The sequence below is a fragment of the Bradyrhizobium sp. AUGA SZCCT0431 genome (assembly GCF_018131065.1).
Classification (GTDB): Bacteria; Pseudomonadota; Alphaproteobacteria; order Rhizobiales; family Xanthobacteraceae; genus Bradyrhizobium.
In genome coordinates this window covers 71910-96059 of sequence record NZ_JAFCLR010000021.1, presented here as the reverse complement: position 1 = coordinate 96059, position 24150 = coordinate 71910, and the positions used below count along the sequence as shown (strand labels likewise).

The window sequence follows — 24150 nt, the reverse complement described above, 5'->3', positions numbered from 1 at the left end:
CGCCCTCAGCCCTTCACCATATCCCCGAGCAAGTTCGCCGCCACCGTCAGCTTCGCGAGCGTCAGGCCGCTGGCCACGATCTCCTCGACCGAGCGGCGGATGCGCGTCGCTTCAGGATGAGCCGCCAGCCAGTTCGCGGCGGCCTCCGGGCCGCATTGGCCGGTTGCCAGCATGTCCGCAGCCAGTCTTCTTTCGGCGGTTGCGATCTGGTCAATGGCGCGATCAATGGCGAGACGTTCGTAATTATCGTTGGCCGGGACGCTGCGTGCCGCAGCGATAAGGCGATCGAGACGGAAATTAGCCTCGGCAGCGAAGAAGGTAGCGGCGGCGTCGCCGATGGTCCGGCTGGTGCGCTCTGCTATAGTCACGATATCCGGTGCCGAGACCAAGGCGTCGAGATCGGCGAACTCGCCTGCGACGTCGGCTGGGACGCCGGCATCGATCAGGTCCTGCCGTCGCTTGCTGCGTCCGGCCTGCAAGTCCTCCGGAAGGGTCTTGTCGAGTCCAGCAACGATCTCGCGGATGCTCGGGCCGAAGCGCGCGATGACCGTTCCCAGACCGGCCTTGAAATCGACGTTGCGCACATACCAGACCATACGGGAGAGCAGGAGATCTTGAATCGCCGCGTAGAGGGTAAGTTGCAATTGCCCGTCGATGCGGGTGTCGAGCCCATCGATCGCGTCGTTCAGCCGCTTCAGACCGTAGGATTCATCCACCGCCACGAAGGCCATGACAATGGTCGACACCTCGGCGTCCGTCTCGTCGATCAGGCGCACGACACACGCCGGGCCGCCGCGATTGATGACGGCATTGGCGAGATTGGTGGCGATAATCTCCCGCCGAAGGCGATGCTGTTCCACTGCAGCGGGGAATTTGTCCTCAACCTCGCGCGGGAAATACTGAGACAATTCGCGGGCAAGATACGGATCGTCAGGCACGCTGGCGGCGAGCAGATCATCGTAAAGCGTCAGCTTGGCGTAAGCGAGCAGCACGGCAAGTTCCGGCCGAGTCAAGGATTGGCCGCGCCGGGCGCGTTCGGCGATCGCCGCGTCGTCGGGCAGGAATTCAACAGCGCGGCTGAGAAGGCCGCGCTGCTCGAGCGCCTGCATCAGGCGCGTGAGGAAGCCGGTCTCTGCCAAGCCCTTGCGTTCGGCCAGAGAAAGCGCCAGCGTCTGCAGATAATTGTTGCGTAGCACCAGGGCGCCGACCTCGTCGGTCATCGCGGCCAGCAGGCTGTTGCGGTCAGCCGCACTGAGGTGTCCCTCGCGCTCGGGGCGCGCCAGCGCGATCTTGATATTGACCTCGACGTCGGAGGTGTTCACGCCGGCCGAATTGTCGATCGCGTCCGTGTTGAGCTTGACGCCTTTCTGCGCGGCTTCGATGCGGCCGCGCTGGGTCACGCCAAGGTTGGCGCCCTCGCCGATCACCCGGGCGCGGATATCGGCGCCGGTGACGCGGATCGGATCGTTGGCGCGATCGCCGACCTGATCGTCGCTTTCCCCCGACGCGCGGATATAGCTGCCGATGCCGCCAAACCAGAGCAGGTCGACGCGCGCTCTCAGGATCGCCGTCATCACCTCGAACGGCGTGGCTTGCGGCTTGTCGAGATCAAGCAGGGTGCGCACTTCCGGGGCGAGCGCAATGGCCTTGAGAGAGCGCGAGAACACGCCGCCGCCTTGCGAGATCAGCCCCTTGTTGTAATCCTGCCAGCTCGACCGCGGCAGGTTGAACATGCGCAGGCGTTCGGCGTGGCTGACGGCCGGGTCGGGCGAGGGATCGATGAAGATGTCGCGATGATCGAAAGCCGCGACCAGCCTGGTCGCCGGCGAGAGCAGCATGCCATTGCCGAACACATCGCCGGACATGTCGCCCACGCCGGCGACGGTGAACGGCATGGTCTGAATGTCGGTGCCGATCTCGCGGAAGTGGCGCTTCACCGCCTCCCAGGCGCCGCGCGCCGTGATCCCCATCTTCTTGTGGTCATAGCCCTGGCTGCCGCCGGAGGCGAAGGCATCGCCGAGCCAATGGTTGTTCTCGATCGAGATCGCGTTGGCGATGTCGGAAAAGGTGGCGGTGCCCTTGTCGGCGGCGACGACGAGGTAGGGGTCGTCGTCGTCGTGCCGCACGGTGGAGTCAGGCGACACGATGACGTCGCCGTCGAAATTGTCGGTGAGTTCGAGCATGGAGCGAACGAAGATGCGATAGGCTTCGGTGCCTTCAGCCATGAAGGCGTCGCGATTGGAGGGCGGCGGCAGGCGTTTTGGCACGAAGCCGCCCTTGGCGCCGACTGGCACGATCACGGCGTTCTTGACCTGCTGGGCCTTGACCAGGCCGAGGATTTCAGTGCGGAAATCTTGCGGCCGGTCAGACCAGCGCAACCCGCCGCGTGCGACCTTGCCGAAGCGCAGATGAATACCTTCGACACGCGGCGAATAGACGAAGATCTCGTAGAGCGGCCGCGGGGCCGGCAGGTCGTCGATCTTGCGCGCGTCGAACTTGAACGAGATCACCGGGCGCGGATGTCCGTCCTGGCCGATCTGCCACAGATTGGTGCGGATGGTTGCCTGCACCAGATTGGTGAAGCGGCGCAGGATGCGGTCTTCGTCGAGCGAAGCGACGGATTTGAGCTGCTCCTCGATCTCGGTGAGGAGGGTCGCCTCACGTGCCGAGCGTTCGGCGTCGGTAGCGGCGAGGCGCGGATCGAGGCGGGCCTGGAACAGCGCGACCATGCTGGCGGTGATCGCGGTGTTCTTGCGCAAGGTCTCCCACATGTAGTCCTGGCTGAACGGAGCGCGGATCTGGTGTAGGTAGCGGGAGAGCGCGCGGATGGTCGAAACCTCGCGCCAGCTCAGGGCCGTACGCAGGATGAGGGCGTTGTATCCGTCGGATTCGGCCCGATCGCCGACCACCGCCATGATCGAGGCTTCCAGGCGATGGCCGAATTCCGAGCTGATCACGACCGGCTTGCCGTCGTTGGCCTCGATCGTCATGTCGTGCAGCCATACCGGCGCCGGCGCCACGATCTGATAGGTGCGCTCGTTGACGACGCGCAGGCCGTGGTGTTCGATCACCGGCACCCGGTACGACAGCGACAGGGGCGCGCCAAGCGAGAAGACCTTGAGACCGAAGCGCGTTGGATCGTCCTCGCCCTCGATGCGGTGGGCCGAAATCGCCACCGGCCGCGCCGGGGTGAGCTTTTCGATGGTGGCGATATCGGCAATCGCCTGCGAGGTGCCGAAGGCCTCGATGTAGCCGCCAGTGAAGGCCTGGGCGTAACGGTTGGCGAGCATGCGCGCTCGCATGCCGTCGGTGGAGGCGGCGAGCGCCGCCTTCAGCTTGTCGCCCCAGGTCGCGGCGATGGCGCTGATCTCGGCTTCCAGCGTCGCACGCTCGACAACAGGCGTTTTGCCCTCATAGCGCCCGATGATGTAGTGGACGCGCGCAAGCGATCCCTCGGGGAAGGAAGCGTACGAGGCCGCCAAGCGCCCCTTGTAGACCTGCGCCAGGAAGTCCCCGACGCGCGTGCGCACATCGGTGTCATACTTCTCGCGCGGAATGAAGACGAGGATGGAGACGAAACGGTCGAACTTGTCGGCCCGTGTCAGCGCCCGCACGCGGGGACGCTCATAGAGCGTCAGGACTTCCATGACGAAATTGTAGAGTGTACTGGCATCGAGCTGGAAGAGCTCGTCGCGCGGATAGTCTTCGAGGATATGCAGGACCGCCTTGCCTGAATGACTGGCTGGGTCGAAGCCGGCGCGCTGCAACACCTGTTCGACCTTGTGGCGGACATAAGGGATCTGCCGCGCCGAGCGGGTATAGGCACCCGACGTGAACAGGCCGACGAGGCGCAACTCGCCCTCGAGCCGCCCGTCGGGCGCATAGAGTTTGATGCCGACATAGTCCATGCGGACGCGCCGATGAACACGGCTGTTCACATTGGCCTTGACCACCATCAGGACGGTCGGCTCGCGCATGAATTCGCGGATTTCCGGCGTCATGACCACCATTTCGGCGCCGCGGCGAAGAACCTTCACATCGGGATCACGCAGGATGCCGAGGCCTTCGCCCGTGCTGATGTCGTCCGGCGCATCGGCGTCGGGCGAGAATCGATATTCGCGCAAGCCCAGGAAGGTGAAATTGTCGGCGCACAGCCATTGCAGGAACTGGTTGGCTTCGGCGACCTCGTCGATCGGCAGCGGCGGCGGATTGGAGCGGAAGGTCATGATCGCCTGCTCGACCCGGGCGCGCATGGCCCGCCAGTCGGCGACGCAGGCGCGCACGTCGTTAAGCGTTCTGGTCAGGCCCTCGATCAGCTTCTGGCGGTCGGCATCGGCGTCCAGGCGCGCGATGTGGAAATGAATCAGGCTTTCGCGTTCGCCCTTTGCTCCCTCCGGCAGCGCTTCGCCGTAGAAATGCACCAGCTTGCCTTGCTCGTTGCGCTCCACGGCGATGATCGGGTGGGCGACCAGCGTGACCTCGATGCCCCGCTCGGCGAGCTCCGCCATGGTGGAATCGAACAGGAAGGGCATGTTGTCGTTGAGAACTTCGAGCACGGAAATCTCGCGCCCGTCGGGCATCATCGGATTGACGACACGGATGTCGGCATGGCCCGTCGTGCGTTGCTGCACATGCTCCCAGGCCTGTTCCGCCAGGAAGGCCAGGGAGGCCGCATCGTAGTTGGCGAGGTCCTCGAGATTGGTATGGCCGAACAGATGCTCGGCAAAGGATCGGGGCGCCTTGCCCGGCTGCACGTTACCCGCGGCTTCGTGGATCAGGGTCGCCCGGGCCTTGTCGTCACGCCACGACGCCATAAGGTCCTCCATTTCTCTCGCCGTCTGACCGCAGCCGCGATCGTTCGCTTGATTCTGGAGTGCATCTCTTTGAGCGCATCGCTTTGGCCGGGATTGATCACATACGCGCAATCCTCGGTCTCGGAGCCTCAGCAGCCCTTGATGATTATGCCATCAAATCTCGAGAAATGCATCTTCAGTATGCGTTTCAGCCGACTTCGAGGGGGCTTGACTTGCTGGCAGGTAGGTTATCGGAGGTCGGGAAAGGTCACCCGCCACGGCGCATTCGCGCAGCCTCGCTGGTACAGCTTACGAACGAGGAATTCATGCAGCAGGGGTTGTAGCGCTCCCCCGCTACCAAAAGCCTGGGATTTACTACGCCAAACCACGATCTTCGGCGAGGCCGAATTGCAAGGGCGTTCGTGGCGCCGCCGGCGGCAGTAAGCTCGCCGGCGGTCGCAGACGATTGTGAGGTCAGGCCGCTTTGGGTTTCGATTTCGCCACGTGGGTAGCGATCGCATCCATCAGCGGCGGAGACAGGCAATCATAGGGCTCGAGCCCGAGCTCCGTGAGGCGGGATCTGATCCCCGCCATGTCAGATGGAGCGACGCCGGCTTCGATCACGGACGATACAAACGCAGCAAACCCTGGTGCCGCCGAACCGGCTTCCTGGAATAGTTCGGGGTGGATGAAGTCGAGGCCGTAGAAGGGATGTCCCTTGTTCTCGATCCGGCCGTACATGTGCGTGCCGCAGGCCTTGCAGGCGTGGCGTTGGATCGCCGCCGACGCATCGACAATTTGCAGCTTGTCGCCGTTTTCCAGCACCGACACATTTTCGCGTGGCACGACCGCCACCACCGAGAAGGTTGCCCCTGCCGGCTTCCAGCATTTGGTGCAGCCGCAGGCGTGGTTGTGGGCGACATCACCCTTGATGCCGACCTTGACCGCCTTGTCCGCGCATTTGCAGACAAGGGTGCCGCCGGCAAAGCTGCCCGACCCCTTCTTGACGCCGTTGTCGACCGATGGGTGGATGTGAACAGTCATGGGCCTATCCTCCTTATGTTTGACGTTCTTTGGCTTTAGAAAACGACGACCGAACGGATCGACTTGCCTTCGTGCATCAGATCGAAGCCCTTGTTGATCTCCTCCAGCGTGAGAACGTGGGTGATCATCGGGTCGATCTCGATCTTTCCGTTCATGTACCAGTCAACGATCTTCGGGACATCGGTACGGCCGCGCGCGCCGCCGAACGCAGTGCCTTTCCACACCCGGCCGGTCACCAGCTGGAACGGCCGGGTCGCGATTTCCTTGCCGGATTCAGCTACCCCGATCACCACCGAGACGCCCCAGCCGCGATGGCACGCCTCGAGCGCCTGGCGCATCACGGTGGTATTGCCGGTGCAGTCGAAGGTGTAGTCGGCGCCGCCGTCGGTGAGCGTGACCAAATGCGCAACGATGTCGCCGCCGACCTTGGTCGGGTTGACGAAATGGGTCATGCCGAAGCGGCGGCCCCATGCTTCCTTGCTGTCGTTGATGTCGACCCCGATGATCTTGTCGGCGCCAACCATTTTGGCGCCCTGAATCACGTTGAGCCCGATTCCGCCAAGTCCGAACACCACCACATTGGCGCCCGGCGTGACCTTGGCGGTGTTGACCACCGCGCCGACCCCGGTCGTCACGCCGCAGCCGATGTAGCAACTCTTGTCGAACGGGGCGTCTTCGCGGATCTTCGCCAGCGCAATTTCCGGCAGCACGGTAAAGTTCGAAAACGTCGAGCAGCCCATGTAGTGGAAGACGGGCTTGCCCTTGTAGCTGAACCGCGACGTGCCGTCGGGCATCACGCCCTTGCCCTGCGTGGCGCGTATCGAGGTGCAGAGGTTGGTCTTGCCGCTCAGACAGCTTTTGCACTGGCGGCATTCGGGTGTGTAAAGCGGGATCACATGGTCACCCGGCTTCAGTGACGTGACGCCCGCGCCGACCTCGCGAACGATGCCGGCGCCCTCATGGCCGAGGATCGAGGGAAAGATTCCTTCGCTGTCGAAACCGTCAAGCGTATAGGCGTCGGTGTGGCAAATCCCGGTCGCCTTTATCTCGACAAGGACCTCACCGGCCTTCGGCCCGTCGAGATCGACCTCGACGATTTCGAGCGGCTTTTTTGCTTCGAAAGCGACAGCAGCGCGCGTCTTCATTCCAGACTCCACTTTTCGTCTTGAGGGCGCTGCAAGGACATCTGTCCCCCGCGCTCACTCCGGATGATCATTTCCTGCCCATGCAGGAATTCTCCGCCTCGGTGTAGGCGTCAGGCTTGTCTTCCTTCTTGGCAGGACGCACGCGCCCGACCGCGTCATTGGCGCGGGCGCGCAGATAGATGTAGAGGTCGTCCATGTAGCAGGCGACGTTCGGATTATCGCCGAGCGCCGGCATCACGTTCTCCTGCGACGAACTTACGTTCTTGCGGCCGCTCGCGACAACGCCGACGAAGTCTCCGTAGCTCATGGTCTTGACCGAATCCGTGAGGGCAGGGGCGTAGGTCGATCCCATCCCGTCGGGGCCATGGCAGACATGGCATTCCGAGTGATAGCGGCGGTATCCGGAGTAGGTGTACCAATCCACCGTGCCGTCAGGGGCGACCTTGAAGGTCGGGGTGCCTTCCTTGTCGAAGTACTTTCCGTCCTCGGACTTGACGGCAGTCGGATCGACCGCGTCTGCAGCGAGGGTAATTCCGCCAGATACCACGGAGATCATCGCGGCGCCCGCAAACCAAATTGTACGCAAGAGCTTGTCCTCGGGATTCGTTGGGAAGTGCTCCGGCGCATGGAGCCAGTCCATGCGCCGGAACGTAGATGGTTCAGCTCACTGCGGCAGGGCGAATACGGTCAGTGATCCGCCGAGCGCCGTGTAGTTGCTCAGCGCGGCGTAGCCGCCGACCGCGCCGAGACCAGCGGTCGGATCGGTCAGACCGGCCGCAAGGCCGATGCCCGCCCAGCCACCGACGCCGGACAGCACTGCGACATACTGCCGGCCGCCCTGCTCATAGGTCGTGACGTTGCCGATGATGCCGGACGGGGTCCTGAACTTGTAGAGTTCCTTGCCCGTCTTGGCATCGACCGCCTTGAGGTAACCTTCGAGCGTTCCGTAGAACACCACGCCGCCGGCGGTGGCGAGCGCACCGGACCACACCGAGAACTGCTCCTTGTTCGACCACACGATCTTGCCGGTCTTGTTGTCCCAGGCAATGAAGTTGCCCATGTGGGATTCGCCGGCAGGCGGGTACATCGAGAGCGTCGCCCCGACATAGGGCTGGCCTGCGGTGTAGCTCACCTTGAACGGCTCATAGTCCATGCAGACGTGGTTGGTCGGAACATAGAACAGCTGGGTGTCCGGTGAGTAGGCTGCCGGCTGCTCGTCCTTGGTACCGAGCGCGGCCGGGCAGATGCCCTTGGTATTCTTGTCCTCGCCGGTCTGTTCTGTCGAATATTGACTGACGACCTTGGGACGGCCGTAGGTCGGCGAGCTCTTGTTCATGTCGACGCCGGTGGTCCAGTTGACCTTCGGGTCGTACTTCTCGGCCACCAGCAACTCACCGTTGACACGGTCGAGCGTATAGGCGAGCCCGTTCCGGTCGAAATGGGTGAGAAGCTTGCGCTCCGCGCCATTGAACTGCTGATCGCTCAGGATCATTTCATTGACGCCGTCATAGTCCCATTCATCATGGGGCGTCATCTGGTAGACCCAGCGGGCCATCCCGGTGTCGGCATTGCGTGCAAAGATGGTCATCGACCACTTGTTGTCGCCCGGGCGCTGCTTCGGATTCCAGGTCGAGGGATTTCCCGAGCCGTAGTAGACCATGTTGAGCGCGGGGTCATAGGACAGCCAGCCCCATGTGCAGCCGCCGCCGATCTTCCATTGATCGCCTTGCCAGGTCTTGATGCTCGAGTCCTTGCCGATCGGCTTGCCGAGATCGGTCGTCTTGTCGGGGTCGACCAAAAGCTGATCGTCCGGCCCTTCGGAGAAGGCCCGCCACACTTGCTTGCCTGACTTGAGATCGTAGGCGGTGACGTGACACTGCACGCCGAACTCGCCGCCGGAGATGCCAACCAGGACCTTGTCCTTGATGACGAGGGGTGCGGAAGTGCCGGTTGCGCCCTTGCCGGGATCGCCGTTCTTCACCGACCACTCAAGTTTGCCGGTCTTGGCGTCGAGAGCGACCAGCGTGGTGTCGGCCTGGTGCAGGAAGATCTTGCCGTCGCCGTAGGCCACGCCACGGTTTACGGTGTCGCAGCACATCACCGGAATGACGTTCGGATCCTGCTTCGGCTCGTACTTCCAGACGATCTGTTGGTCCTTGGATAGGTCAAGAGCATAGACCTTGTTTGGGAACGGCGTATGGACGTACATCATGTTGCCGATGATGAGCGGTCCGCCTTCGTGGCCGCGCAACACGCCGGTCGAGAACGTCCAGGCGACCTGGAGTTTGCCGACATTGGCCGCCGTGATCTGGTTGAGCTTCGAGTAGCGCGTATTGGCGTAGTCGCCTGCCGGCATCACCCAATCCTTCGGGTTCTGCGACATTTTGATCAATTCCTCGTTGGCTACGGCGCTGCCCACGGCGAACGCCGCCATGGAACCAAGACAAGTTGCAAATAGCAGTCTGCGCATTGCGTCCTCCCACTGATGAAGCCCAGGTACCGCCGAGGCGGCCCATTTTTTCGATTTTGTCCCGTATCTTTATCCCGTTCGGGAATAGGAAACTTGCCCAAGAGCGAAGGGCATTTGCTCCAAAGCGAACCTCGGCGAGATTTCTGTTTTCCTGCCGAATTGCTTGGGCGTTGCCACACATAAGGCAGTGGTTTGGACCGCCGCTGTGCGGCGCACTACGACGGATGTCGCACGATCGAGGTGAACCTTCCCCTTGACGGCGCAGAAACTAAGTCGGAGGATTGTCAAGTGGATGCCGGGACATACGTTGCTTAGGCAACAACGACCGTTCAAATTGAGGTAAATCTAACTTCACCGTGACCGAGTCTCCCGCGACAACAGTTACGTTTCTCGAATCGGTGGCTGGAAATGGTTGATACGCTCCACTCGCTTACCACTTCGGGATTGTCGCCGAAGAAGCAGATCCAGTGCTGGTCGGATGCACTGACGGATCTTTGTGGCCAATTTGACATAGATCCGTTGAAGGCTTCGTCGCTCGAGGCGCGTGTCAACTACACGACGGTCTCAAAGCTGAAGCTCTGTCAGATCGAGGTCAGCCAGCATCGCATCGCCCACACCGTGTCCCGTTCAAAAGCCAGCGAGCATCCCTACGTCAAGATATTGTTTCAGACGCACGGCGTTTCCTATTTCGAGCAGGAGGGCCGGCGCATCGAGCTGATGCCCGGCGATTGCCTTGCCTACGATGTATCCTGTCCGCATACGATCGTCAGTCCGGCGCTGACGCGGCACGAAGTCGTCATCGTGCCGAAGGCGCTGCTGCAGGAGCGCGGCTTCCATACGGCGCGGATGTCGGCGTGCAAGCTCTCGGCGCGCACAGGCACCGGCCGGATTGCCTTTGACTTCGTTCATGCCGCATTTGACCAGGCTGCGAGACTGTCGCCGAACAACGCGGTCGTCGTCGCCGATTCGCTGATCGATCTGTTGCTGTTGCCGCTGCGCGAGGCGGACGCGAGTTTCGATCGCGGTGGCCCCGAGGCGATGTATATTCGCGCTCAGGCCTTCATCCGCGAACATCTGCGCGATCCTGATCTGTGCATCGATCAGATTTCCGCGGCACTGGGCTGCACCAAGCGTTATCTGCACATGCTGTTCAGCGACCGGGGCATGACCGTCAGCGACTATATCTGGCAGGCACGGTTGCAGAATTGCCGCCACGAACTGGAGACACACGGCGGCAAGACCGTCACGGATGTTGCATTCTCATGGGGCTTTTCGAGTTCGTCCCATTTCAGCCGGGTCTTCCGCAGGTATTTCGGCATTGTTCCGTCTTCGATCCAGAAGGCGCAGCACAACAGCCCGGCTCCAGACGCTTCCTGAGTTCCTCAACTCGCAACAGCGTGCCCTGATCTGAACCCGATCGGTAGATCGAAGCTCCGATGGCGCAGCGGCTCGTCGCCCAATGGGAGCCTTGCCTAGCCCGGTTCCTTACGGGCTTTTGGCGGCACAAACATTGCTTTGATCATCCCGCCGGAGAACACAGGAGCGGGACGGATGAAGCGAATCATCCTTTTTCTGGGAATTTTCGGTTGTTCCCTTACAGGGCTCGGCGCGCGCGACATTGGTCAATGGGAAAACGCGGATCCTGCGATCCGGCAGTGGTACCAATCGCTGATGCAGCCCGACGCTCCCAGCGCATCATGCTGCGGCGAGGCTGACGCCTACTGGGCCGATGAAATCCACGTCCGGGACGGCAAGACCTACGTGCGCATCACCGATGACCGGCCGGATGAACCGCTCGGCCGGCCCCACGTCAAGAACGGAACGGAAATCGAAATCCCGCACTACAAGCTCAAATGGGATCAATCGAATCCCACGGGTCACGGCGTCGTTTTCATGAACCGCAACGGTCATGTGTTCTGTTACGTCCAGCCCGGCGGCGTATGAGCGCTTGATCAGCCCATCGGAACATGCGGGCAGATGCTTGGCCGCTTCTGGGATCCACGCTTGTCGATCGGCACATTGCAATTGTCGATCCGCTGCTCATCCATCCATTTCCTGCCGAGCCGCTCCTTGCCGGTCAGTGTTGCAGGCGGGTTTGCGGAGCCCGGTGTCGGCTGCCCGAGTCGCGAGTTGTCCTGGGCGTCGACCGGTACCACAAGGCAAATCGCGAGGAAGGTCCCGAGCGTTCCGCAGATCAATGGTCGCATGTGATTAGCCTCGCAAATTGTAGGCACTGATCGGAAACATGAGGTGCGCCCGATTAAACAACAGCGAGATTCGACCCGCCACCCGGAACCCGTGGCCGCCGAACCGGTTGCTCCTCCGTCCTGACGTGCTGGGGCGCACGGCAGGTCCAAGGAGGATCAGATGAACACGAAACGACTCGTTCTCGCGGCTTGCTCGATCGCTGTTTTGAGCATCGGCAGCGCAATGGCCGCCCCCTGCGACACCACCGGTCGCGCCGCAAATCTGAAGGACGCGGGTTCCGGACCCGCATCGGTTGGCACTGGCCAGACCACCGGCATGGCTTCCGATGCCAAGGAACACGCGCCAACCAGCACGATGAATCGTGCAGCGAGCGATGTTGCAGCGTCTTCGCAGGATACGCAAAAGCAGATGCAAGGTCAGCCGACGGCGGCGCAGCAGGCCCAAGGCGCCAAGTCTGATCAGCACAAGTCTGATCAGCAAATGGCCGAAAAGGCCTGCGATTAGGCCAGCTGTGATTGGTCCGGGACCGCCGATCGTGATCGGCTGCGGCTAGCCGCGACAGAACCGAGGTGTTCGGCGTGCTCATTGACCGGCACGCCGCCGCATCGATCAGCTTCAGGGCCCGTCCTTGGGCGGAAGAATCGGAGCGGGCAGCGGCGCGAATTCGATATTGCCGGCTTCACCGGTCAGGAACGATAGATCGAGCGGACCGCCGCTCATCGGATCGCCCCCCGGCGCAGCCGTCGGGCGCAGCGTCGAGACATCCGCGGGACCTTCAGGCGCGGCTTGTCCATTGCCGGATCCGTAATCGGCCGCGCGTCCGCCCTGCGGATGGCCTTTCATGATCTCGTCGCGCGCGGCGGTCACCTTATGCGCGAGTGCCGCGGAATAGGGCAGGCGATGGGCCCGCGGCTGACCGCTCGGGAGATTGGCGGCATCGAGTTCCTCGACCCAGATATGCACCGCGCCGGGATCGCGATCGAGCGGGTTCGGCTCGACGACCCGCGCCCACAACAATTGGAACTGCGACGGCAACGGTGCGGGCGCCGACCAGCCGGCCAGACCTTCGATGCGGAAAAACGCCACGCAGTAGTAGACGCTGGTGACAAGCACGGCCGCTGCCTTGAGCTGCCAGGATACGCGGGCGCGCAGCACAATGACCAGCAACAACGCCGCCAGCAGCGCGTAGGCAATCGATAGACCCAGGATTTCCTTCTGCAGTTCCATGGTCAGCCACTCTTGCTGAGCCGGTTGCGCAGCGTCTGCAGCAGCGACTTCTCGTGATGGTTGACGTCGACGATGCCGCCGCTGGCGTCGATCGAAAAGCGGACGGCGGTGCGTTCGGTGCCCGCGCTTTGCATCATCATCTTGTCGTAGTGGACGACCTGAACCGTCGGATTGAGCTTCTCGACCTTCACCGAGACCGGCACGGGTTCGCGGCCCATCGCGATAAAATGATAGATGTTCACGGTGTATTCGCCGGCGACGATGCCGCGGATGCTAACCGTCTCCTGGCGGATCGGCGACAGGACCTTGCGGCCGTTGACCAGAATGAAATCGTTGGCGCCACCACGATCGTCGCGGTCGAGCAGCATGAATCCAGCCTCGCGCCGCCGATACCAGACCATATTGCCAAGCGGGTCCTGAACGAACATGTCGAAGTCGTCCGGATGCTGGTCGGGCCAGGCCATCGTCACCAGGAATTCCGCCTTGCTGTCGATCTTGCCATCCTTTGCCTCGGGCGCGATGGCGAGCAATGCGACGAAGAACAGGAAGGCGAGGACCTGTAACGCTTTGAACAGCATGACCGCGAACGGATCGAACGGCTCCTCCTGCGGCATGAGGTCATATTCGTCGATCATTCCGCCGCCTCGGGTCGATTCTCCAGGATCGAAACCACGCGGACTTCCGTCAGCCCGACGGCGAACGCAAACAGCTTCGCGGTCGCGTCGTCGAGCATGTAGTACTGGATCCTGACGAGGATGGAACCGACGAGACCGGCGAGCGTCGTGTACATGGCGACCGCCATGCCGTCGCTCATCAGATTCATCGAAGACCTGACCGTGCTGCGGTCGCTGGGATCGAGTCCTGCAATTGGCGCCAGCATCATGATAAAGCCGATGATCGTGCCGAGCAGGCCCAGCTTCATCAGCGTGTCACTGGCGAAGGCGCCAAACTGGTTGGAGCCGCGTAGCCGGCTGGCCAGCCCGCGCAGCAGCAGCGTCTGATCGAGCTTCCGGGATCCCTGCAGGCGTGCCTTGACGGCAAGGTCGCGAATGTGAGCCGCGACCAGACCGGTTGGAAGCAGGCCGGCGCCTTCGACGACGACGGCGTCGCCGTCAAGATCAAGGCGACCCGATCCAGACGCGATCAATGCGCCAGTGCGGCGCGCCGAATCGCCCTCGCGTGCGATCACGATCGTGCGCCACAGGCAATGTAGCGACGTCGCAACATAGAGCAGAGCGATGATCGGCGAGAGATAGGTGCGATCGCCAGCGACCATCTGCCGAACCAGGCCGAAGCGCCACAACAGAAAGAACGCAAAAATCCACAGCCCGGTGAAGACCAGCCATCGCAACAGAGGCCCGCGGTCACCAAAAGAATCAAGATCGCCACTCGCCGTTGGCATCCGGACACCTCGACCCAAGAACCTGGACCCAAGAACCTCGACCCAAGAGAACGCCAACCTTCCACATGTCGCATGGGCAGGCAAACCGAATTCGTCAAATGGCGATTCAAGCTTCCGTTGGGCACAAGGTCGTTCACGGCCCGTGCGCTATTGCGCTGATGTCGCGCGGCGATCCGGTGTTCCGTATTTGCCTAGGAGCGAAGTGACTTTGTCCGAGAGAGAAATATTGGTGGTTAGGTGCGGCAATCCAGCGTTGTGCCGTCGATGTTCCGTACTTGCGCTGCGTCCGGGGCCGCCCTAGGTTCTGCTCCGGCGTGAACGTCGCGCCAAACTAGTTGGGAGGACCCCGAATGACTTGGAAGACTCCGAAAATCGTCGAAGTGTCGGTGGGCATGGAAATCAACATGTACGCCTGCGCATCGCGCAAATAGACTGCATCGAAACGTTCTGCCCGGCTCTGGCTGCACTCTGCTGCTACGAGCCGCGGCAGGCGTCCGGTTCAATATCCAGTCCCGTTCAAGATCTGGTCCGGCTCGAGATTTAGTCCGGCTCAATATTTCAGAACATCGCCTCGCGAAATCACGCAGCGCCCGACTCCCTTTGCATTGATCGGCTTGTGTCGAAAGTCTCGAAGCCGTCAGGCTTCTTGCAGTAGAAGCTTTGCTATTCCATTTTCCCTCATTGGCGCCCTCGCGCCGGCACCGGCTGCCATGGCCGGAATTCAGGGATTACGCCTTCCGATTCCTTGGCCGCCGCCATCTGCGCCATGCTAGGGTGCCGGCAGTGACGCCTCGTTCATTCCCGTCGTTTTCATTCCTGTGGCTCGTGGATGCCAATTCGTTCGAACACCTGCCGGGCGGTATTCGTCTGTCTCTCCGTGCTGCTTCCGGGTGCTGTTTGCGCGGAGGGCATTGATACCGAGCATCTGTTCGGCTTCATGATCGGCACGGATATCGGCAGTGTCGGCGAGCGCGAGCTGCAGAGCGAGACCACCGGACGATTTTCCAAAAATGGCGGAAACTACCGCGCGATCGGCCAGGAACTCGAATTGGAATTCGTGCCTGCCAGAAATGTTCGGGTGGAGTTGGGAACCAACTTTGCGTCCCATTACATCCGCGGCGTTCCAGGTCTGGAGGATCGGCGCCAGTTGTCGTGGGAAGGCGTGTCGGTGGACCTGCGCTACCGGTTTCTCGATCGGGACGCGGCCCCATTTGGCTTTACCGTCGCGGTAGAAAGCCACGCCAGCCGCATTGACGAGACTACGGCGGCGGCGGTGCGAAGCTACGGCGCGGGACTGACGCTGGCGTTCGATCGCGAAATAATTCCGAACGTCGCCGTCGCTGCACTCAATCTGATCTACCAGCCGGAATGGACGCGCGTTGTCGGCACCGGAGCCGCAGACCAGGAATCAACCATCGGCGCTGCGCTCGCCTTGATGGTGCAGACACGTCCGGGTTTCTTTCTCGGCGGTGAAGCACGCTACCTGCGGCAATATGAAGGGATCGGGTTGCAGGAACTCGCAGGCCAGGCGCTGTTTGTCGGGCCCACGGCCTATTTTCAATTGTCGCCGCGCTCACGATTGACCGCGGCCTGGAGCGTTCAGGCATGGGGACGTCCGGCCGGATCGAACGCGGCGCTCGATCTCGTCAACTTCGAACGCCATCACGCGCGGCTGATATTCGGCGTTAACTTTTGAGCCTGTGCGGCTAACACGAGTCGCCGGGTACCGGGTTTTCGCGGTGTGGTGAAACTTTTCGCTGCCTGTTACGTAGCTGTTTGTGTTATCTATTCAACGCACTAGCTCTGGGATCTCAGGCATGAATGCGATCGATTTGGTACTGACAGTGTGTGCCGTGCTGTCGCCGGCCACCTGCGAAGAGAGGCACCTGGTGTTTTCCTCGGATGTGTCCCCGCGGCAATGCGTCATGGCTGCGCAGCCCTATATCGCGCAATGGGTCGGCGAGCATCCGAAATGGACCGCGGTGAAGTGGCGCTGCGAATATCCGCGCCCCAACGACCGGGCGGATAAGGGCGAAGCTGTGCCCGCAGGCTGAAGCCATCTTGTCAGGGCGTCGCAAGGACTATTTGTTGCAGTCCTTTAAATCCTTGTCGGCAATCGAAAATACGGCATCCGCCTTGATTTCGATATCTCTCACCAGACATTGCCTTGCGTCGGGATAGCTCACCTTGGCATCGTAGCGTCCGGGCTCCACGCCCGTAATGCGCAGGCGTTCGTCGTGGTCGACCTCCTTGTCCTTGTCGTTCAAGGTCAGGTTAGGTCCCCAGGCGTCCTTCCCGGCCGGCGACAGCTGGAAACCGGATATGGTCGAGGTGGTCAGGTTCCAGAGCCGGATGCCCTTGCCCTTGCTCTGCGCGGCGAGTTCGTCGGCGCCCGCCAACAACAGCACGACCAGGGCCAGTATCCATCGCATCACCAGATCCTCCCGCGGCAACCCTGAAGCTCTCACTACCTTACCAGACGTTCCCGGTTCTTCGCCTTCTCGAAATTTTTTGCCTGGTCGAGGCCGATTGGCGCCTTCAACTTCGCTGAATCAAGATCCGCGCCGTCGAAATCAGTGTCGATAGTCGTGACGTCGGTCAAGTCGGCGCCGCCGAGTTGGGCGTTCTTGAGGGAAGCACCCGTCAGGTCGGCGCCTTTCAGTGAAGAAAATTCGAGGTCGACGCGTGATAGATCCGCGCCGCGCGCATTCAACCGTTCCAGATTGGCGGATTTCAGCACCGCGCGCATCAGGCCCATCGATTGGTTACGCATGTCGGCGCTCAGATTTGCGCCCGCGATCGAGGCTCCGACGAGGCTCGCGCCGGTAAGATCGGCGGCAACGCGTGCTCCCGAGAGATCGGCGCCATCGAGCCGGGCGCGCGCCATCTGCGAGGCGAACAGATTGGCGCCCTTCAGGCTCGCGCCGGTCAGATCCGCCTCGAGCAGCCATGCCTGGTCGAGGATCGCACGATCGAGTCTTGCGCCGGCTAGCCTCGTCTTGTTGAGCCGCGCCGCGCGAAAGATCGCGCCGGACAGGTTGAGCCCGGAGAGGTCGAGGCCGGATAGTCGCTTGCCGGTGAAGTCGGCGGGCGCTGCGATGGTCGCGGCGGCAAGCGCGGCCTCGACCTCGCCGCGAGTCATTTCGGCCGAGACCATATCGGGTGACGACAGGTCGACGTGACGCATCATGTCCTGCGCCATTGCCGTCATGGTCACAAGAGCAAGACCAAACGCTGCGGTTGCGATCGAGCGTTTCATGGTCAATCCCGCCGATTGCGTACTCTAGCACGCGCCCCAAACACTGCCTATGAGGCATCGCGCTCGGTGAGACCGCCATTGATCCGCCGCATGATGTCGGACTTGATCGCCGCGATCTCGGCGTCACTCCGCGCGCGACGGGGCGTGCGGATGGGCAGCTCGGCAACAACCCGAGCCGGTCGCGGCGACAGCAGGAACAGGCGGTCGCCAAGACGAGCCGCATCTTCCACGTCATGGGTAACCAGCAGCGTCATCACGGAACGGCCGTCGACCAACATGGCAATCTGATCGCGCAGACGGACGGCGAGGGCGTCATCGAGCGAGGCCAGCGGTTCGTCGAGAATGAGGAAATCCGGCTCGATGGCGAACGCGCGGGCGAGCGCGACGCGCCGGGCAAGGCCGAGTGATAATTCGCCGGGAAAATGGTTGCGATGTGCGCCCAATTCCAGAATTTCGAACAGCGCTGAAAGCTTCGCTTCGTCGGCAAGAGGTGCGACAAGCCGCACGTTTTCTTCGACCGATCGCCATGGCAGCAGCCGAGGTTCCTGGAACACGACGCCGATCCGTGCGCCGGCGGGACGCACGACGCGCCCTTGAAAGTCGTGGTCAAGGCCGGCGAGAATCCTCAGCATGGTGCTCTTGCCGCAGCCGGATGGACCGACGAACACGCCAACCTCTCCTGCATCGAGCACAAAGGCCACGCCGGCGATCACGTCGTGCTGTTCGCCCGCCGCGTTCCTGAACTTCTTGCTGGCAATATCGACGTCAAGCCGCACGGGGGCGCCACCGGGATAGCCGGGCCTCAAATGGCTGCACCAACACGGTTTCGATGACGAGCACGACAGCCGCGAAGCTCAGTGAATAGGCCAGCAAAAGCGGGATGTCGAACAATTGGAACGCCACGCCAATCTCGAAGCCAACGCCGTTCGGGCGCCCAAGCAGCTCCGCAACAAGGACGATCTTCCAGACCAGGGAAAGTCCCGATCGCGCAGCGGCAGCGATATAGGGCGCCAGTTGCGGCAATATGACGTGCCGGAACGTCCTTGCACGCGGCAACGCAAATACTGTCGCCATTTCGTCGAGCGTCGCGTCGAGCGCCCGCGCCCCCTCACGCAACGTAACGACGGCGGTCGGCAGCTTGTTGATGGCAATTGCCGCAATTGCGGCGACTTCGGTCAATCCGGCCCAGATGTAGGCGAGCACGATAACCACGAGCGCCGGCAGATTGAGCAGCAGGATCAGCCAGGGGTCGCCCAGCCGATCGGCAAGCCGCACCCGGCCCATCAGGTAGCCGATGGCGGCACCCAGCGTCATCGCCAGGGTGAAGGCGAGCGCCACGCGCGCCAATGTCACGCCGAGATTGAGGAACAAGGCGCCCGACTTCGCTTCCGCAAGCATGGCCGCGAGCACGGTGGGCGGAGGCGGTAGCTTCGCATCGCCGGCGAGCAGCGAGGCGATCCACCAGGTTGCGAAAAACACGGCGAATGAAAACAGACGCGGCACCTCAGTCTCCCGGGATCGCGTGATAGAATGTGCCGGAAGCGAGTTCTGGCGCCGCCCCGACAAGTTCGCGGCCACCGATTCCAGCCAGCACGCGGTAGAGGATGCGCGCGTCGGCTTCCTCGTCGGCGATCGGGCGACGTGGAATTCCCTCCCGGTATCGATCGCGATAGACGCGGAGCGTTGCGGTGTCGGGGGCGCCGGTCAGCGGCGCAATTTTCTCCCACTCGGCATCCGAGGTCGACAGGATCTCTTTCGCCATGCGGGTCATGGCGATAAAGCGGGCCACTGTGTCCTGGTTGGCGTTCGCCCATGCTTCGTCGAAGACGTAGCCGATCATCGCGGTGCGGCCCGTGGCGCCAAGTTTCGGCAGCAGATCCTCAACGCCGGCGACGCGGCGGAAGCCTTTGGCTTCCAGCACGGCGCAGAAATTCCAGTAGTTCATGGTGGCATCCATTTCCCCGCTGAGCGTCTTTGCCGTCAGCAGCGGCGGCGCGCCGTAAGCGATGGTCGCCTCCGACTTCAGGTCGATGCCGCCCTGTTTCAGCCACGCTTGCAACAGCAGCCAGTTCTTGTCGATCGGGCCGCCGGCAACGGCGAGCTTGCGGCCCTTGAGATCAGCCAAGGTCTGGATCGGCGACGCGGCCGGTACCATGACGGCGCCGAGCGCGCTCGAATAGGGATAGAATGTCAGCTTGGCGCCCAGTGTGCGTTCGCGCGATACCCACAGCCAGTCGGAGACGATGATGTCGGCGTTGCCGGCGCGAAGCGCGATCTTGCCCGCCTCCGGGCTCGCGAGCTCAACAACCCCCACCGAGAGATTGGCCTGTTTGTCGAGACCATGGGCGCGGATCACGGCAAGTTCCCAGGCGAAGGTTCCGGTTTTTTGCACCGCAACCCGCACAGTTTCCGCGCCGTAGCACGTACCGACCTGCGCAGAGGCCAAAATAACCGCAGTCATCAGCGTGCGAATGCAAATTGTCATGGTGTCCAGTGCCGTTTTCCGCGAGCATCTTTTCAGCAGGACCGTCATAGCATAGCTTCCACGCTTCGTAGCGGGAGGAAGATCATGACAGCTGTCGGATCGGTACGACGTATTGTCGCCGCGTTGACAGCGTTGATGACGATGGCAACGATTGCGCGGGCCGAAGTGATCAACGACTATCCGACGTCGGCGCGCGCCGAATACGTCTTTGGTTGTCTCAAGGCGAATGGTGAGACGCGGCAGGCGATCGAACAATGCTCCTGCTCGATCGATATCATCGCATCGATCATCCCCTATGACCGCTATGTCTCGGCCGAAACCGTCCTCAGCATGGCGCAGGTCCGGGGCAATCTGGGCGGGCAGTTCCGCACTTCAGAGCAGGCGGCGGGCGCACTCAATGATCTCAGGCGCGCACAGGCCGAAGCAGAGGTGAGATGTTTCTAGAGCGTTTTCGAGCGAAGTGGACACCGGTTCGCATAGCAATCAAGTTTACGCAGATTGCGTAGACTTATCTGCGGTAGAAAACGCGTCAAAACAAGAATCTGGAGCTTCGGTTCTGATTCAATCAGAACCGAAGCTCTAGACGCGCCTCGATGTGCCGCCGCATCCGATATTGGCTTGCCGCGTTGCGTCAGATCCCGGAATCGTCGACCTTCCATTCCTTCTGGAATACGTGGCCTTCGGTATCCCTGGCTTCGGCACGGAAGCGCGTCGCGCCGTTCGAAACATAGGTAAAGCGGATGTTGGGATCTTCCGAAATCGAGATTCCACCTTCCATCGCCAGCACCAGACTATCGTCCTGCCACAGCCGCAACTGGTCGACGAAGAAGGCCGGGATGTAGAGCTGGGTCACCTGATCCATCTGCAGGCCGGAATGGCTGGGATGACCGATCATGATCTGCGCCTCGCGGGTACCGCTGGTGGGACCCTGGCCAAGTCCTTGACCAGCATGTCCTTGACCAGCACGCGCGAATTGCCGGTATCGCATCTGCCCCAGGCGGCTCTTGGCTTCGTCGGCGACCTTGGTGGCCGGTGCGGAGCAGCCGCCGGAGGCCTTCACGTAAGTCTTCGTCATATAGAGCTTGCCGTCGCTCAGTTCGGCCACGGCATGAACGTCGGTATAGTTGTTGACGCGCACGCGCGTCGAGATTTCCGTCACATTGGCGTCAGGTCCCAGTTCGAACTTTGCCGCCATTGGCGCCGGATTCTGGTCGATCACCAGCGTGATTCTCAGCACGCGGCGGCTGTCGCCAGGCGGGAGCTTGGTGCGCAGGGTGACGGGAACGATCGCCGCATCCTCGGCGCGGTACGGCATCTCGATGGCGATCACCTCGGCGCCGTCGTTCATCGGGCGGTTGTTGAAGATGTCCTGGACCAGTCCAGGCCACGGATCGTTGGCCTCGGGCGTTGCCGCAGGCGCAACGCGCGCGCCGACGAGCATGACGCTCAGGAGGCTGGCGATGCAGAGCAGGTGGAAACGGCGTCCGGGCATGGCGGCACCCCTTCACTGGGATGGAACGTAGTGCCGCCAGTATACGTCATCGGGCAGGTCATTCCCATTCAATTTCCGAAAATGCGGTTGTTGCATTGCGTGCATTGTAGTCGTCGAACAGTTGCCACCGCGGTCGCTCGCTGGCCGCGGCAGTGTCGGCGGCGGCCGTGATCGGAGCGCCACGGGCGACCAGCTTGCGAACATCCTCCGCCAGCGTTTCGAAGTAACGGCGTTGGTCGGCGAGGGCGCCCGGCCATTCGCTCACAGGTCCGTGACCGGGAATCACGCGTTGCGCGGGAAGCGTGCCGAGTTCGTCGATCACCCCGAGCCATCCGCGAATACTGCCGTCCAGCACCGGAATGTGGCCATGGAACACCAGATCGCCCGCGAACAGGGTTTTGGATTGCTCGTCGAGCACGGAGACGTCGTTGTCGCTGTGCGCCGCCGGCCACGACTTCAAGGTCAGGATTCGCGAGCCGAGATCGAGCTTGACCGTGCCATCGACAAGGAGCGTGGGCGGTATCATCCGTACCCCATCCAGGGACTTCTCGCCCATGATCCGGCGAAATGCATCGAGATAGAATGGTCCGCGCGCCACCAGCGCCCGCGGCAGGTTCCGATGACCGACGAACTCGGTTCCATCGCCTGCGAATGCGGCGGCGCCAAAGACATGGTCCGGATGGCCGTGTGTGTAGATAACGTAGCGGATCGGTTTGTCGGTCCGTGCACGGATCGCCGCAAGCAGCCGCTGACCCTCGCGAACGCTTCCCCCGGTGTCGATCACCGCTACCGCGCTCTCGCCGATGATGAATCCTATGTTCGCAGTCGCGCCTTCGTTCTCGCCCGTCATCAGCGCAGTCAGGCCCTGGTACGCGAATATTCCGGGGGCGACTTCGCTCACAGGCAATTCTTGCTGCTGGGCCTGCGCTAGGGTTGACGTCGCGAACACTACGAGTAGGGCAAGAACCGAAACGCCATGAGCCATTTTTCTGCCTCAGTCTCGTCCGGGAGGGATTTCGATCGCCGGGGGGTCCGTCGAGTTGGTTTGCGTCGCAACATGCAACGCAAACCCAGCACGGGGATATTCCTGTTGCACGCTCTGGCACGCTGAGCAATTGATGGATAGCGGGCGTTCGATCAAGAAGGGAATGCATGATGACAGATTGGGGACAACGCCGCCGCTTGCTGGTCTCGCTTCTGGCGATCACAGCAATATTCGCCGGTCGCGATATCGCCGGAGCCCAGACCAACGACAGCACCGACCTGTCCATCGAGCTCATCGATCCCAAGGTGCTGAGGGTTTGCGCTGACCCGCGCAATTTGCCGTTCTCGAACGACAAGGGTGAGGGAATCGAAAACAAGCTCGGTGAGCTATTCGCGGAAAAGCTGCAGAAAAAGCTGGACTATGCGTACTTTCCGCAAGCGGCCGGCTTTGTCCGGATGACGCTCGCCGCACATCGTTGCGACGTCATCATGGGCTACCCGCAAGGCGACGACCTGGTGCAGGGCACCAATCCCTACTACCGGACCGCTTACGCGCTGGTGGTCAGGCAGGGCAGCGGTCTTGACGAGGTCGCGACGCTGGGTGACGCGCGCCTGAAAGGCAAGCATATCGGCATTGTTGCCGGCACGCCGCCCGCCACCAACATGACAGCAAATGGTTTGATGGCGGAAGCCAAGTCCTATCCACTGATGGTCGATACGCGGATCGATTCATCGGCAGAAGTCATGATCAAGGATCTGACGACGGGAAAGATCGACGCCGCCATTCTGTGGGGACCGTTGGCTGGCTTTTACGCCGGGAAGGCAAACCCGCCGCTACACGTCACGCCGCTTGTCAAGGAAACCACGGGGCCTCGGCTCGTCTATCGCATCGGCATGGGCGTCCGGCCGGCCGACCAGAACTGGAAGCGGATGCTCAACCGTCTGATCCAGGAGAACCAGCCGGCCATCAACAGGATACTGCTCGACTTCGGCGTTCCCTTGCTCGACGAGAATGACCGGCCGATCGGCGCGGAGACGGCGAAGAAGTCGCCGTGATACGAACGCTGGCGTGCGTGATCGTTGCGACCCTTGCCCTCGCAGCCAACGTTCTCGCGCAGCAGAATGTGCCGGAGCCGGACGGATATCGCACGGATAATTATCGCGCGGCTGTTCCTGCGACCCTCGCCGGCGTACGCGTCCTTACGACGGCAGAGGCCGAAGCGATCTGGCGCGCAGGCAGCGGTGTTTTTATCGACGTGCTGCCGCGTGCGCCGAAGCCGCCAAATCTTCCCGCCGGCACGGTCTGGCGTGACAAGCCACGGCTCAACATCCCCGGCAGCATCTGGTTGCCTGATACGGGTTACGGCAAACTGGCAGAGCCAACCGAGGCCTATCTGCGGCGGGGACTCGAGCGGGTGTCTCATGGCAACAAAGCCGCGCTGCTTGTGATCTACTGTCAGGAAAACTGCTGGATGTCGTGGAACGCCGCGAAACGGGTCCTGTCCTACGGCTATCCCAATGTGGCCTGGTACCCGGACGGAACCGAGGGATGGGAGCACGCCAACCTGCCGGTCGTTGAATCACAGCCTGAGCCCAGAACGGATGAGGAAGGGGGCAGATGAGGGGCTTGGACACAAAATT

General features: G+C 62.0%; 25 protein-coding genes. 9 read left to right on the top strand and 16 right to left on the bottom strand.

Features of this window, described 5'->3' with window-relative positions:
* Nucleotides 1–5: 5 nt before the first annotated feature.
* From JQ567_RS21480 to xoxF5, 5 genes are all read right to left on the bottom strand, one after another.
* On the bottom strand, nt 6–4826 hold the full coding sequence (locus tag JQ567_RS21480) for an NAD-glutamate dehydrogenase (protein ID WP_212440632.1): 4821 nt from the start codon (nt 4824–4826) through the stop codon (nt 6–8).
* 441 nt (nt 4827–5267) lie between these two features.
* Nucleotides 5268–5837 carry an S-(hydroxymethyl)glutathione synthase gene (gene gfa, locus JQ567_RS21475; RefSeq protein WP_212440631.1) on the bottom strand — a complete coding sequence of 190 codons (570 nt, stop codon included), beginning with the start codon at nt 5835–5837 and terminating at the stop codon, nt 5268–5270.
* Between the two features lie 35 nt (nt 5838–5872).
* Entirely contained in the window at nt 5873–6982 is a 1110-nt protein-coding gene (locus JQ567_RS21470; RefSeq protein WP_212207741.1) for an S-(hydroxymethyl)glutathione dehydrogenase/class III alcohol dehydrogenase, read from the bottom strand.
* 67 nt (nt 6983–7049) lie between these two features.
* Complete coding sequence (locus JQ567_RS21465; RefSeq protein ID WP_212440666.1) at nt 7050–7538, bottom strand: c-type cytochrome, methanol metabolism-related; 489 nt, start codon at nt 7536–7538, stop codon at nt 7050–7052.
* Nucleotides 7539–7646: 108 nt separating this feature from the next.
* Nucleotides 7647–9452 carry a lanthanide-dependent methanol dehydrogenase XoxF5 gene (gene xoxF5, locus JQ567_RS21460; RefSeq protein WP_212440630.1) on the bottom strand — a complete coding sequence of 602 codons (1806 nt, stop codon included), beginning with the start codon at nt 9450–9452 and terminating at the stop codon, nt 7647–7649.
* Between the two features lie 408 nt (nt 9453–9860).
* Between xoxF5 and JQ567_RS21455 the strand changes: the two genes are divergently transcribed.
* Both JQ567_RS21455 and JQ567_RS21450 read left to right on the top strand, forming a co-directional pair.
* Nucleotides 9861–10829 carry a helix-turn-helix domain-containing protein gene (locus tag JQ567_RS21455; RefSeq protein ID WP_212440629.1) on the top strand — a complete coding sequence of 323 codons (969 nt, stop codon included), beginning with the start codon at nt 9861–9863 and terminating at the stop codon, nt 10827–10829.
* A gap of 138 nt (nt 10830–10967) precedes the next feature.
* Entirely contained in the window at nt 10968–11396 is a 429-nt protein-coding gene (locus JQ567_RS21450) for a hypothetical protein (protein ID WP_249165592.1), read from the top strand.
* A gap of 8 nt (nt 11397–11404) precedes the next feature.
* On the opposite strand, the gene JQ567_RS21445 is transcribed toward JQ567_RS21450, so the two are convergent.
* Entirely contained in the window at nt 11405–11659 is a 255-nt protein-coding gene (locus JQ567_RS21445) for a hypothetical protein (protein WP_212440628.1), read from the bottom strand.
* 160 nt (nt 11660–11819) lie between these two features.
* Between JQ567_RS21445 and JQ567_RS21440 the strand changes: the two genes are divergently transcribed.
* Nucleotides 11820–12164, top strand: a complete 345-nt coding sequence (locus tag JQ567_RS21440) for a hypothetical protein (protein WP_212440627.1) — start codon at nt 11820–11822, stop codon at nt 12162–12164.
* Between the two features lie 111 nt (nt 12165–12275).
* Here JQ567_RS21440 and JQ567_RS21435 read toward each other — a convergent pair whose 3' ends face one another.
* From JQ567_RS21435 to JQ567_RS21425, 3 genes are read right to left on the bottom strand one after another with little or no spacing between them, the layout of a single operon-like run.
* Nucleotides 12276–12887: a hypothetical protein gene (locus JQ567_RS21435; protein ID WP_212440626.1), complete on the bottom strand. Its 612-nt coding sequence runs from the start codon at nt 12885–12887 to the stop codon at nt 12276–12278.
* A gap of 2 nt (nt 12888–12889) precedes the next feature.
* Nucleotides 12890–13522 carry a hypothetical protein gene (locus JQ567_RS21430; RefSeq protein WP_212207746.1) on the bottom strand — a complete coding sequence of 211 codons (633 nt, stop codon included), beginning with the start codon at nt 13520–13522 and terminating at the stop codon, nt 12890–12892.
* Entirely contained in the window at nt 13519–14289 is a 771-nt protein-coding gene (locus JQ567_RS21425; RefSeq protein ID WP_212440625.1) for a MotA/TolQ/ExbB proton channel family protein, read from the bottom strand. Before JQ567_RS21425 ends, JQ567_RS21430 begins: the two co-directional genes overlap by 4 nt.
* A gap of 350 nt (nt 14290–14639) precedes the next feature.
* Here JQ567_RS21425 and pqqA point away from each other — a divergent pair, with 350 nt between their 5' ends.
* From pqqA to JQ567_RS21410, 3 genes are all read left to right on the top strand, one after another.
* Nucleotides 14640–14720, top strand: a complete 81-nt coding sequence (gene pqqA, locus JQ567_RS21420) for a pyrroloquinoline quinone precursor peptide PqqA (protein WP_192736930.1) — start codon at nt 14640–14642, stop codon at nt 14718–14720.
* 398 nt (nt 14721–15118) lie between these two features.
* Nucleotides 15119–15985, top strand: coding sequence for a hypothetical protein (locus JQ567_RS21415; RefSeq protein ID WP_212440624.1), 867 nt, complete (start codon nt 15119–15121; stop codon nt 15983–15985).
* A gap of 121 nt (nt 15986–16106) precedes the next feature.
* Nucleotides 16107–16343, top strand: a complete 237-nt coding sequence (locus JQ567_RS21410) for a hypothetical protein (protein WP_212440623.1) — start codon at nt 16107–16109, stop codon at nt 16341–16343.
* Nucleotides 16344–16370: 27 nt separating this feature from the next.
* On the opposite strand, the gene JQ567_RS21405 is transcribed toward JQ567_RS21410, so the two are convergent.
* The 5 genes from JQ567_RS21405 to JQ567_RS21385 are packed head-to-tail and all read right to left on the bottom strand — an operon-like array spanning nt 16371 to nt 20009.
* Nucleotides 16371–16721, bottom strand: coding sequence for a hypothetical protein (locus JQ567_RS21405; RefSeq protein WP_212440622.1), 351 nt, complete (start codon nt 16719–16721; stop codon nt 16371–16373).
* 35 nt (nt 16722–16756) lie between these two features.
* Nucleotides 16757–17548: a pentapeptide repeat-containing protein gene (locus JQ567_RS21400; RefSeq protein ID WP_212440621.1), complete on the bottom strand. Its 792-nt coding sequence runs from the start codon at nt 17546–17548 to the stop codon at nt 16757–16759.
* A gap of 47 nt (nt 17549–17595) precedes the next feature.
* Nucleotides 17596–18324: an ABC transporter ATP-binding protein gene (locus JQ567_RS21395; RefSeq protein ID WP_212440620.1), complete on the bottom strand. Its 729-nt coding sequence runs from the start codon at nt 18322–18324 to the stop codon at nt 17596–17598.
* The gene (locus JQ567_RS21390; protein WP_212440619.1) at nt 18314–19051 is read right to left on the bottom strand and encodes an ABC transporter permease subunit; all 738 of its coding nucleotides are present in this window, start codon (nt 19049–19051) and stop codon (nt 18314–18316) included. Before JQ567_RS21390 ends, JQ567_RS21395 begins: the two co-directional genes overlap by 11 nt.
* A gap of 1 nt (nt 19052) precedes the next feature.
* Nucleotides 19053–20009, bottom strand: a complete 957-nt coding sequence (locus JQ567_RS21385) for an ABC transporter substrate-binding protein (protein WP_249165599.1) — start codon at nt 20007–20009, stop codon at nt 19053–19055.
* Between the two features lie 108 nt (nt 20010–20117).
* Here JQ567_RS21385 and JQ567_RS21380 point away from each other — a divergent pair, with 108 nt between their 5' ends.
* Nucleotides 20118–20477, top strand: a complete 360-nt coding sequence (locus JQ567_RS21380) for a hypothetical protein (RefSeq protein ID WP_212440617.1) — start codon at nt 20118–20120, stop codon at nt 20475–20477.
* A gap of 187 nt (nt 20478–20664) precedes the next feature.
* Here the strand turns inward: JQ567_RS21380 and JQ567_RS21375 are convergent, their stop codons facing one another.
* Both JQ567_RS21375 and JQ567_RS21370 read right to left on the bottom strand, forming a co-directional pair.
* Nucleotides 20665–21525 carry a quinoprotein dehydrogenase-associated SoxYZ-like carrier gene (locus tag JQ567_RS21375; RefSeq protein WP_212440616.1) on the bottom strand — a complete coding sequence of 287 codons (861 nt, stop codon included), beginning with the start codon at nt 21523–21525 and terminating at the stop codon, nt 20665–20667.
* A 58-nt stretch (nt 21526–21583) separates the two neighbouring features.
* Entirely contained in the window at nt 21584–22510 is a 927-nt protein-coding gene (locus JQ567_RS21370) for a quinoprotein relay system zinc metallohydrolase 2 (RefSeq protein ID WP_212440615.1), read from the bottom strand.
* Nucleotides 22511–22680: 170 nt separating this feature from the next.
* Between JQ567_RS21370 and JQ567_RS21365 the strand changes: the two genes are divergently transcribed.
* Together JQ567_RS21365 and JQ567_RS21360 are read left to right on the top strand one after the other, a co-directional pair.
* A complete protein-coding gene (locus tag JQ567_RS21365) occupies nt 22681–23565 on the top strand; it encodes a substrate-binding domain-containing protein (RefSeq protein WP_212440664.1) in 885 nt (294 codons plus the stop codon).
* Nucleotides 23562–24131, top strand: a complete 570-nt coding sequence (locus tag JQ567_RS21360) for a PQQ-dependent catabolism-associated CXXCW motif protein (protein ID WP_212440614.1) — start codon at nt 23562–23564, stop codon at nt 24129–24131. Before JQ567_RS21365 ends, JQ567_RS21360 begins: the two co-directional genes overlap by 4 nt.
* Nucleotides 24132–24150 lie beyond the last annotated feature (19 nt).

Excerpts from the sequence above, each read along its gene's own strand:
- JQ567_RS21480 (WP_212440632.1), bottom strand. The coding sequence starts at position 4,826 with ATGGAGGACCTTATGGCGTCGTGGCGTGACGACAAGGCCCGGGCGACC.
- JQ567_RS21375 (WP_212440616.1), bottom strand. The coding sequence starts at position 21,525 with ATGCCCGGACGCCGTTTCCACCTGCTCTGCATCGCCAGCCTCCTGAGC.
- JQ567_RS21455 (WP_212440629.1), top strand. The coding sequence starts at position 9,861 with ATGGTTGATACGCTCCACTCGCTTACCACTTCGGGATTGTCGCCGAAG.
- JQ567_RS21410 (WP_212440623.1), top strand. The coding sequence starts at position 16,107 with ATGAATGCGATCGATTTGGTACTGACAGTGTGTGCCGTGCTGTCGCCG.
- JQ567_RS21465 (WP_212440666.1), bottom strand. The coding sequence starts at position 7,538 with ATGATCTCCGTGGTATCTGGCGGAATTACCCTCGCTGCAGACGCGGTC.
- JQ567_RS21430 (WP_212207746.1), bottom strand. The coding sequence starts at position 13,522 with ATGATCGACGAATATGACCTCATGCCGCAGGAGGAGCCGTTCGATCCG.
- JQ567_RS21385 (WP_249165599.1), bottom strand. The coding sequence starts at position 20,009 with ATGACTGCGGTTATTTTGGCCTCTGCGCAGGTCGGTACGTGCTACGGC.
- JQ567_RS21445 (WP_212440628.1), bottom strand. The coding sequence starts at position 11,659 with ATGCGACCATTGATCTGCGGAACGCTCGGGACCTTCCTCGCGATTTGC.
- JQ567_RS21470 (WP_212207741.1), bottom strand. The coding sequence starts at position 6,982 with ATGAAGACGCGCGCTGCTGTCGCTTTCGAAGCAAAAAAGCCGCTCGAA.
- JQ567_RS21370 (WP_212440615.1), bottom strand. The coding sequence starts at position 22,510 with ATGGCTCATGGCGTTTCGGTTCTTGCCCTACTCGTAGTGTTCGCGACG.
- JQ567_RS21440 (WP_212440627.1), top strand. The coding sequence starts at position 11,820 with ATGAACACGAAACGACTCGTTCTCGCGGCTTGCTCGATCGCTGTTTTG.
- pqqA (WP_192736930.1), top strand. The coding sequence starts at position 14,640 with ATGACTTGGAAGACTCCGAAAATCGTCGAAGTGTCGGTGGGCATGGAA.
- JQ567_RS21405 (WP_212440622.1), bottom strand. The coding sequence starts at position 16,721 with ATGCGATGGATACTGGCCCTGGTCGTGCTGTTGTTGGCGGGCGCCGAC.
- JQ567_RS21365 (WP_212440664.1), top strand. The coding sequence starts at position 22,681 with ATGACAGATTGGGGACAACGCCGCCGCTTGCTGGTCTCGCTTCTGGCG.
- JQ567_RS21400 (WP_212440621.1), bottom strand. The coding sequence starts at position 17,548 with ATGAAACGCTCGATCGCAACCGCAGCGTTTGGTCTTGCTCTTGTGACC.
- JQ567_RS21435 (WP_212440626.1), bottom strand. The coding sequence starts at position 12,887 with ATGGAACTGCAGAAGGAAATCCTGGGTCTATCGATTGCCTACGCGCTG.
- xoxF5 (WP_212440630.1), bottom strand. The coding sequence starts at position 9,452 with ATGCGCAGACTGCTATTTGCAACTTGTCTTGGTTCCATGGCGGCGTTC.
- JQ567_RS21380 (WP_212440617.1), top strand. The coding sequence starts at position 20,118 with ATGACAGCTGTCGGATCGGTACGACGTATTGTCGCCGCGTTGACAGCG.
- JQ567_RS21415 (WP_212440624.1), top strand. The coding sequence starts at position 15,119 with ATGCCAATTCGTTCGAACACCTGCCGGGCGGTATTCGTCTGTCTCTCC.
- gfa (WP_212440631.1), bottom strand. The coding sequence starts at position 5,837 with ATGACTGTTCACATCCACCCATCGGTCGACAACGGCGTCAAGAAGGGG.
- JQ567_RS21425 (WP_212440625.1), bottom strand. The coding sequence starts at position 14,289 with ATGCCAACGGCGAGTGGCGATCTTGATTCTTTTGGTGACCGCGGGCCT.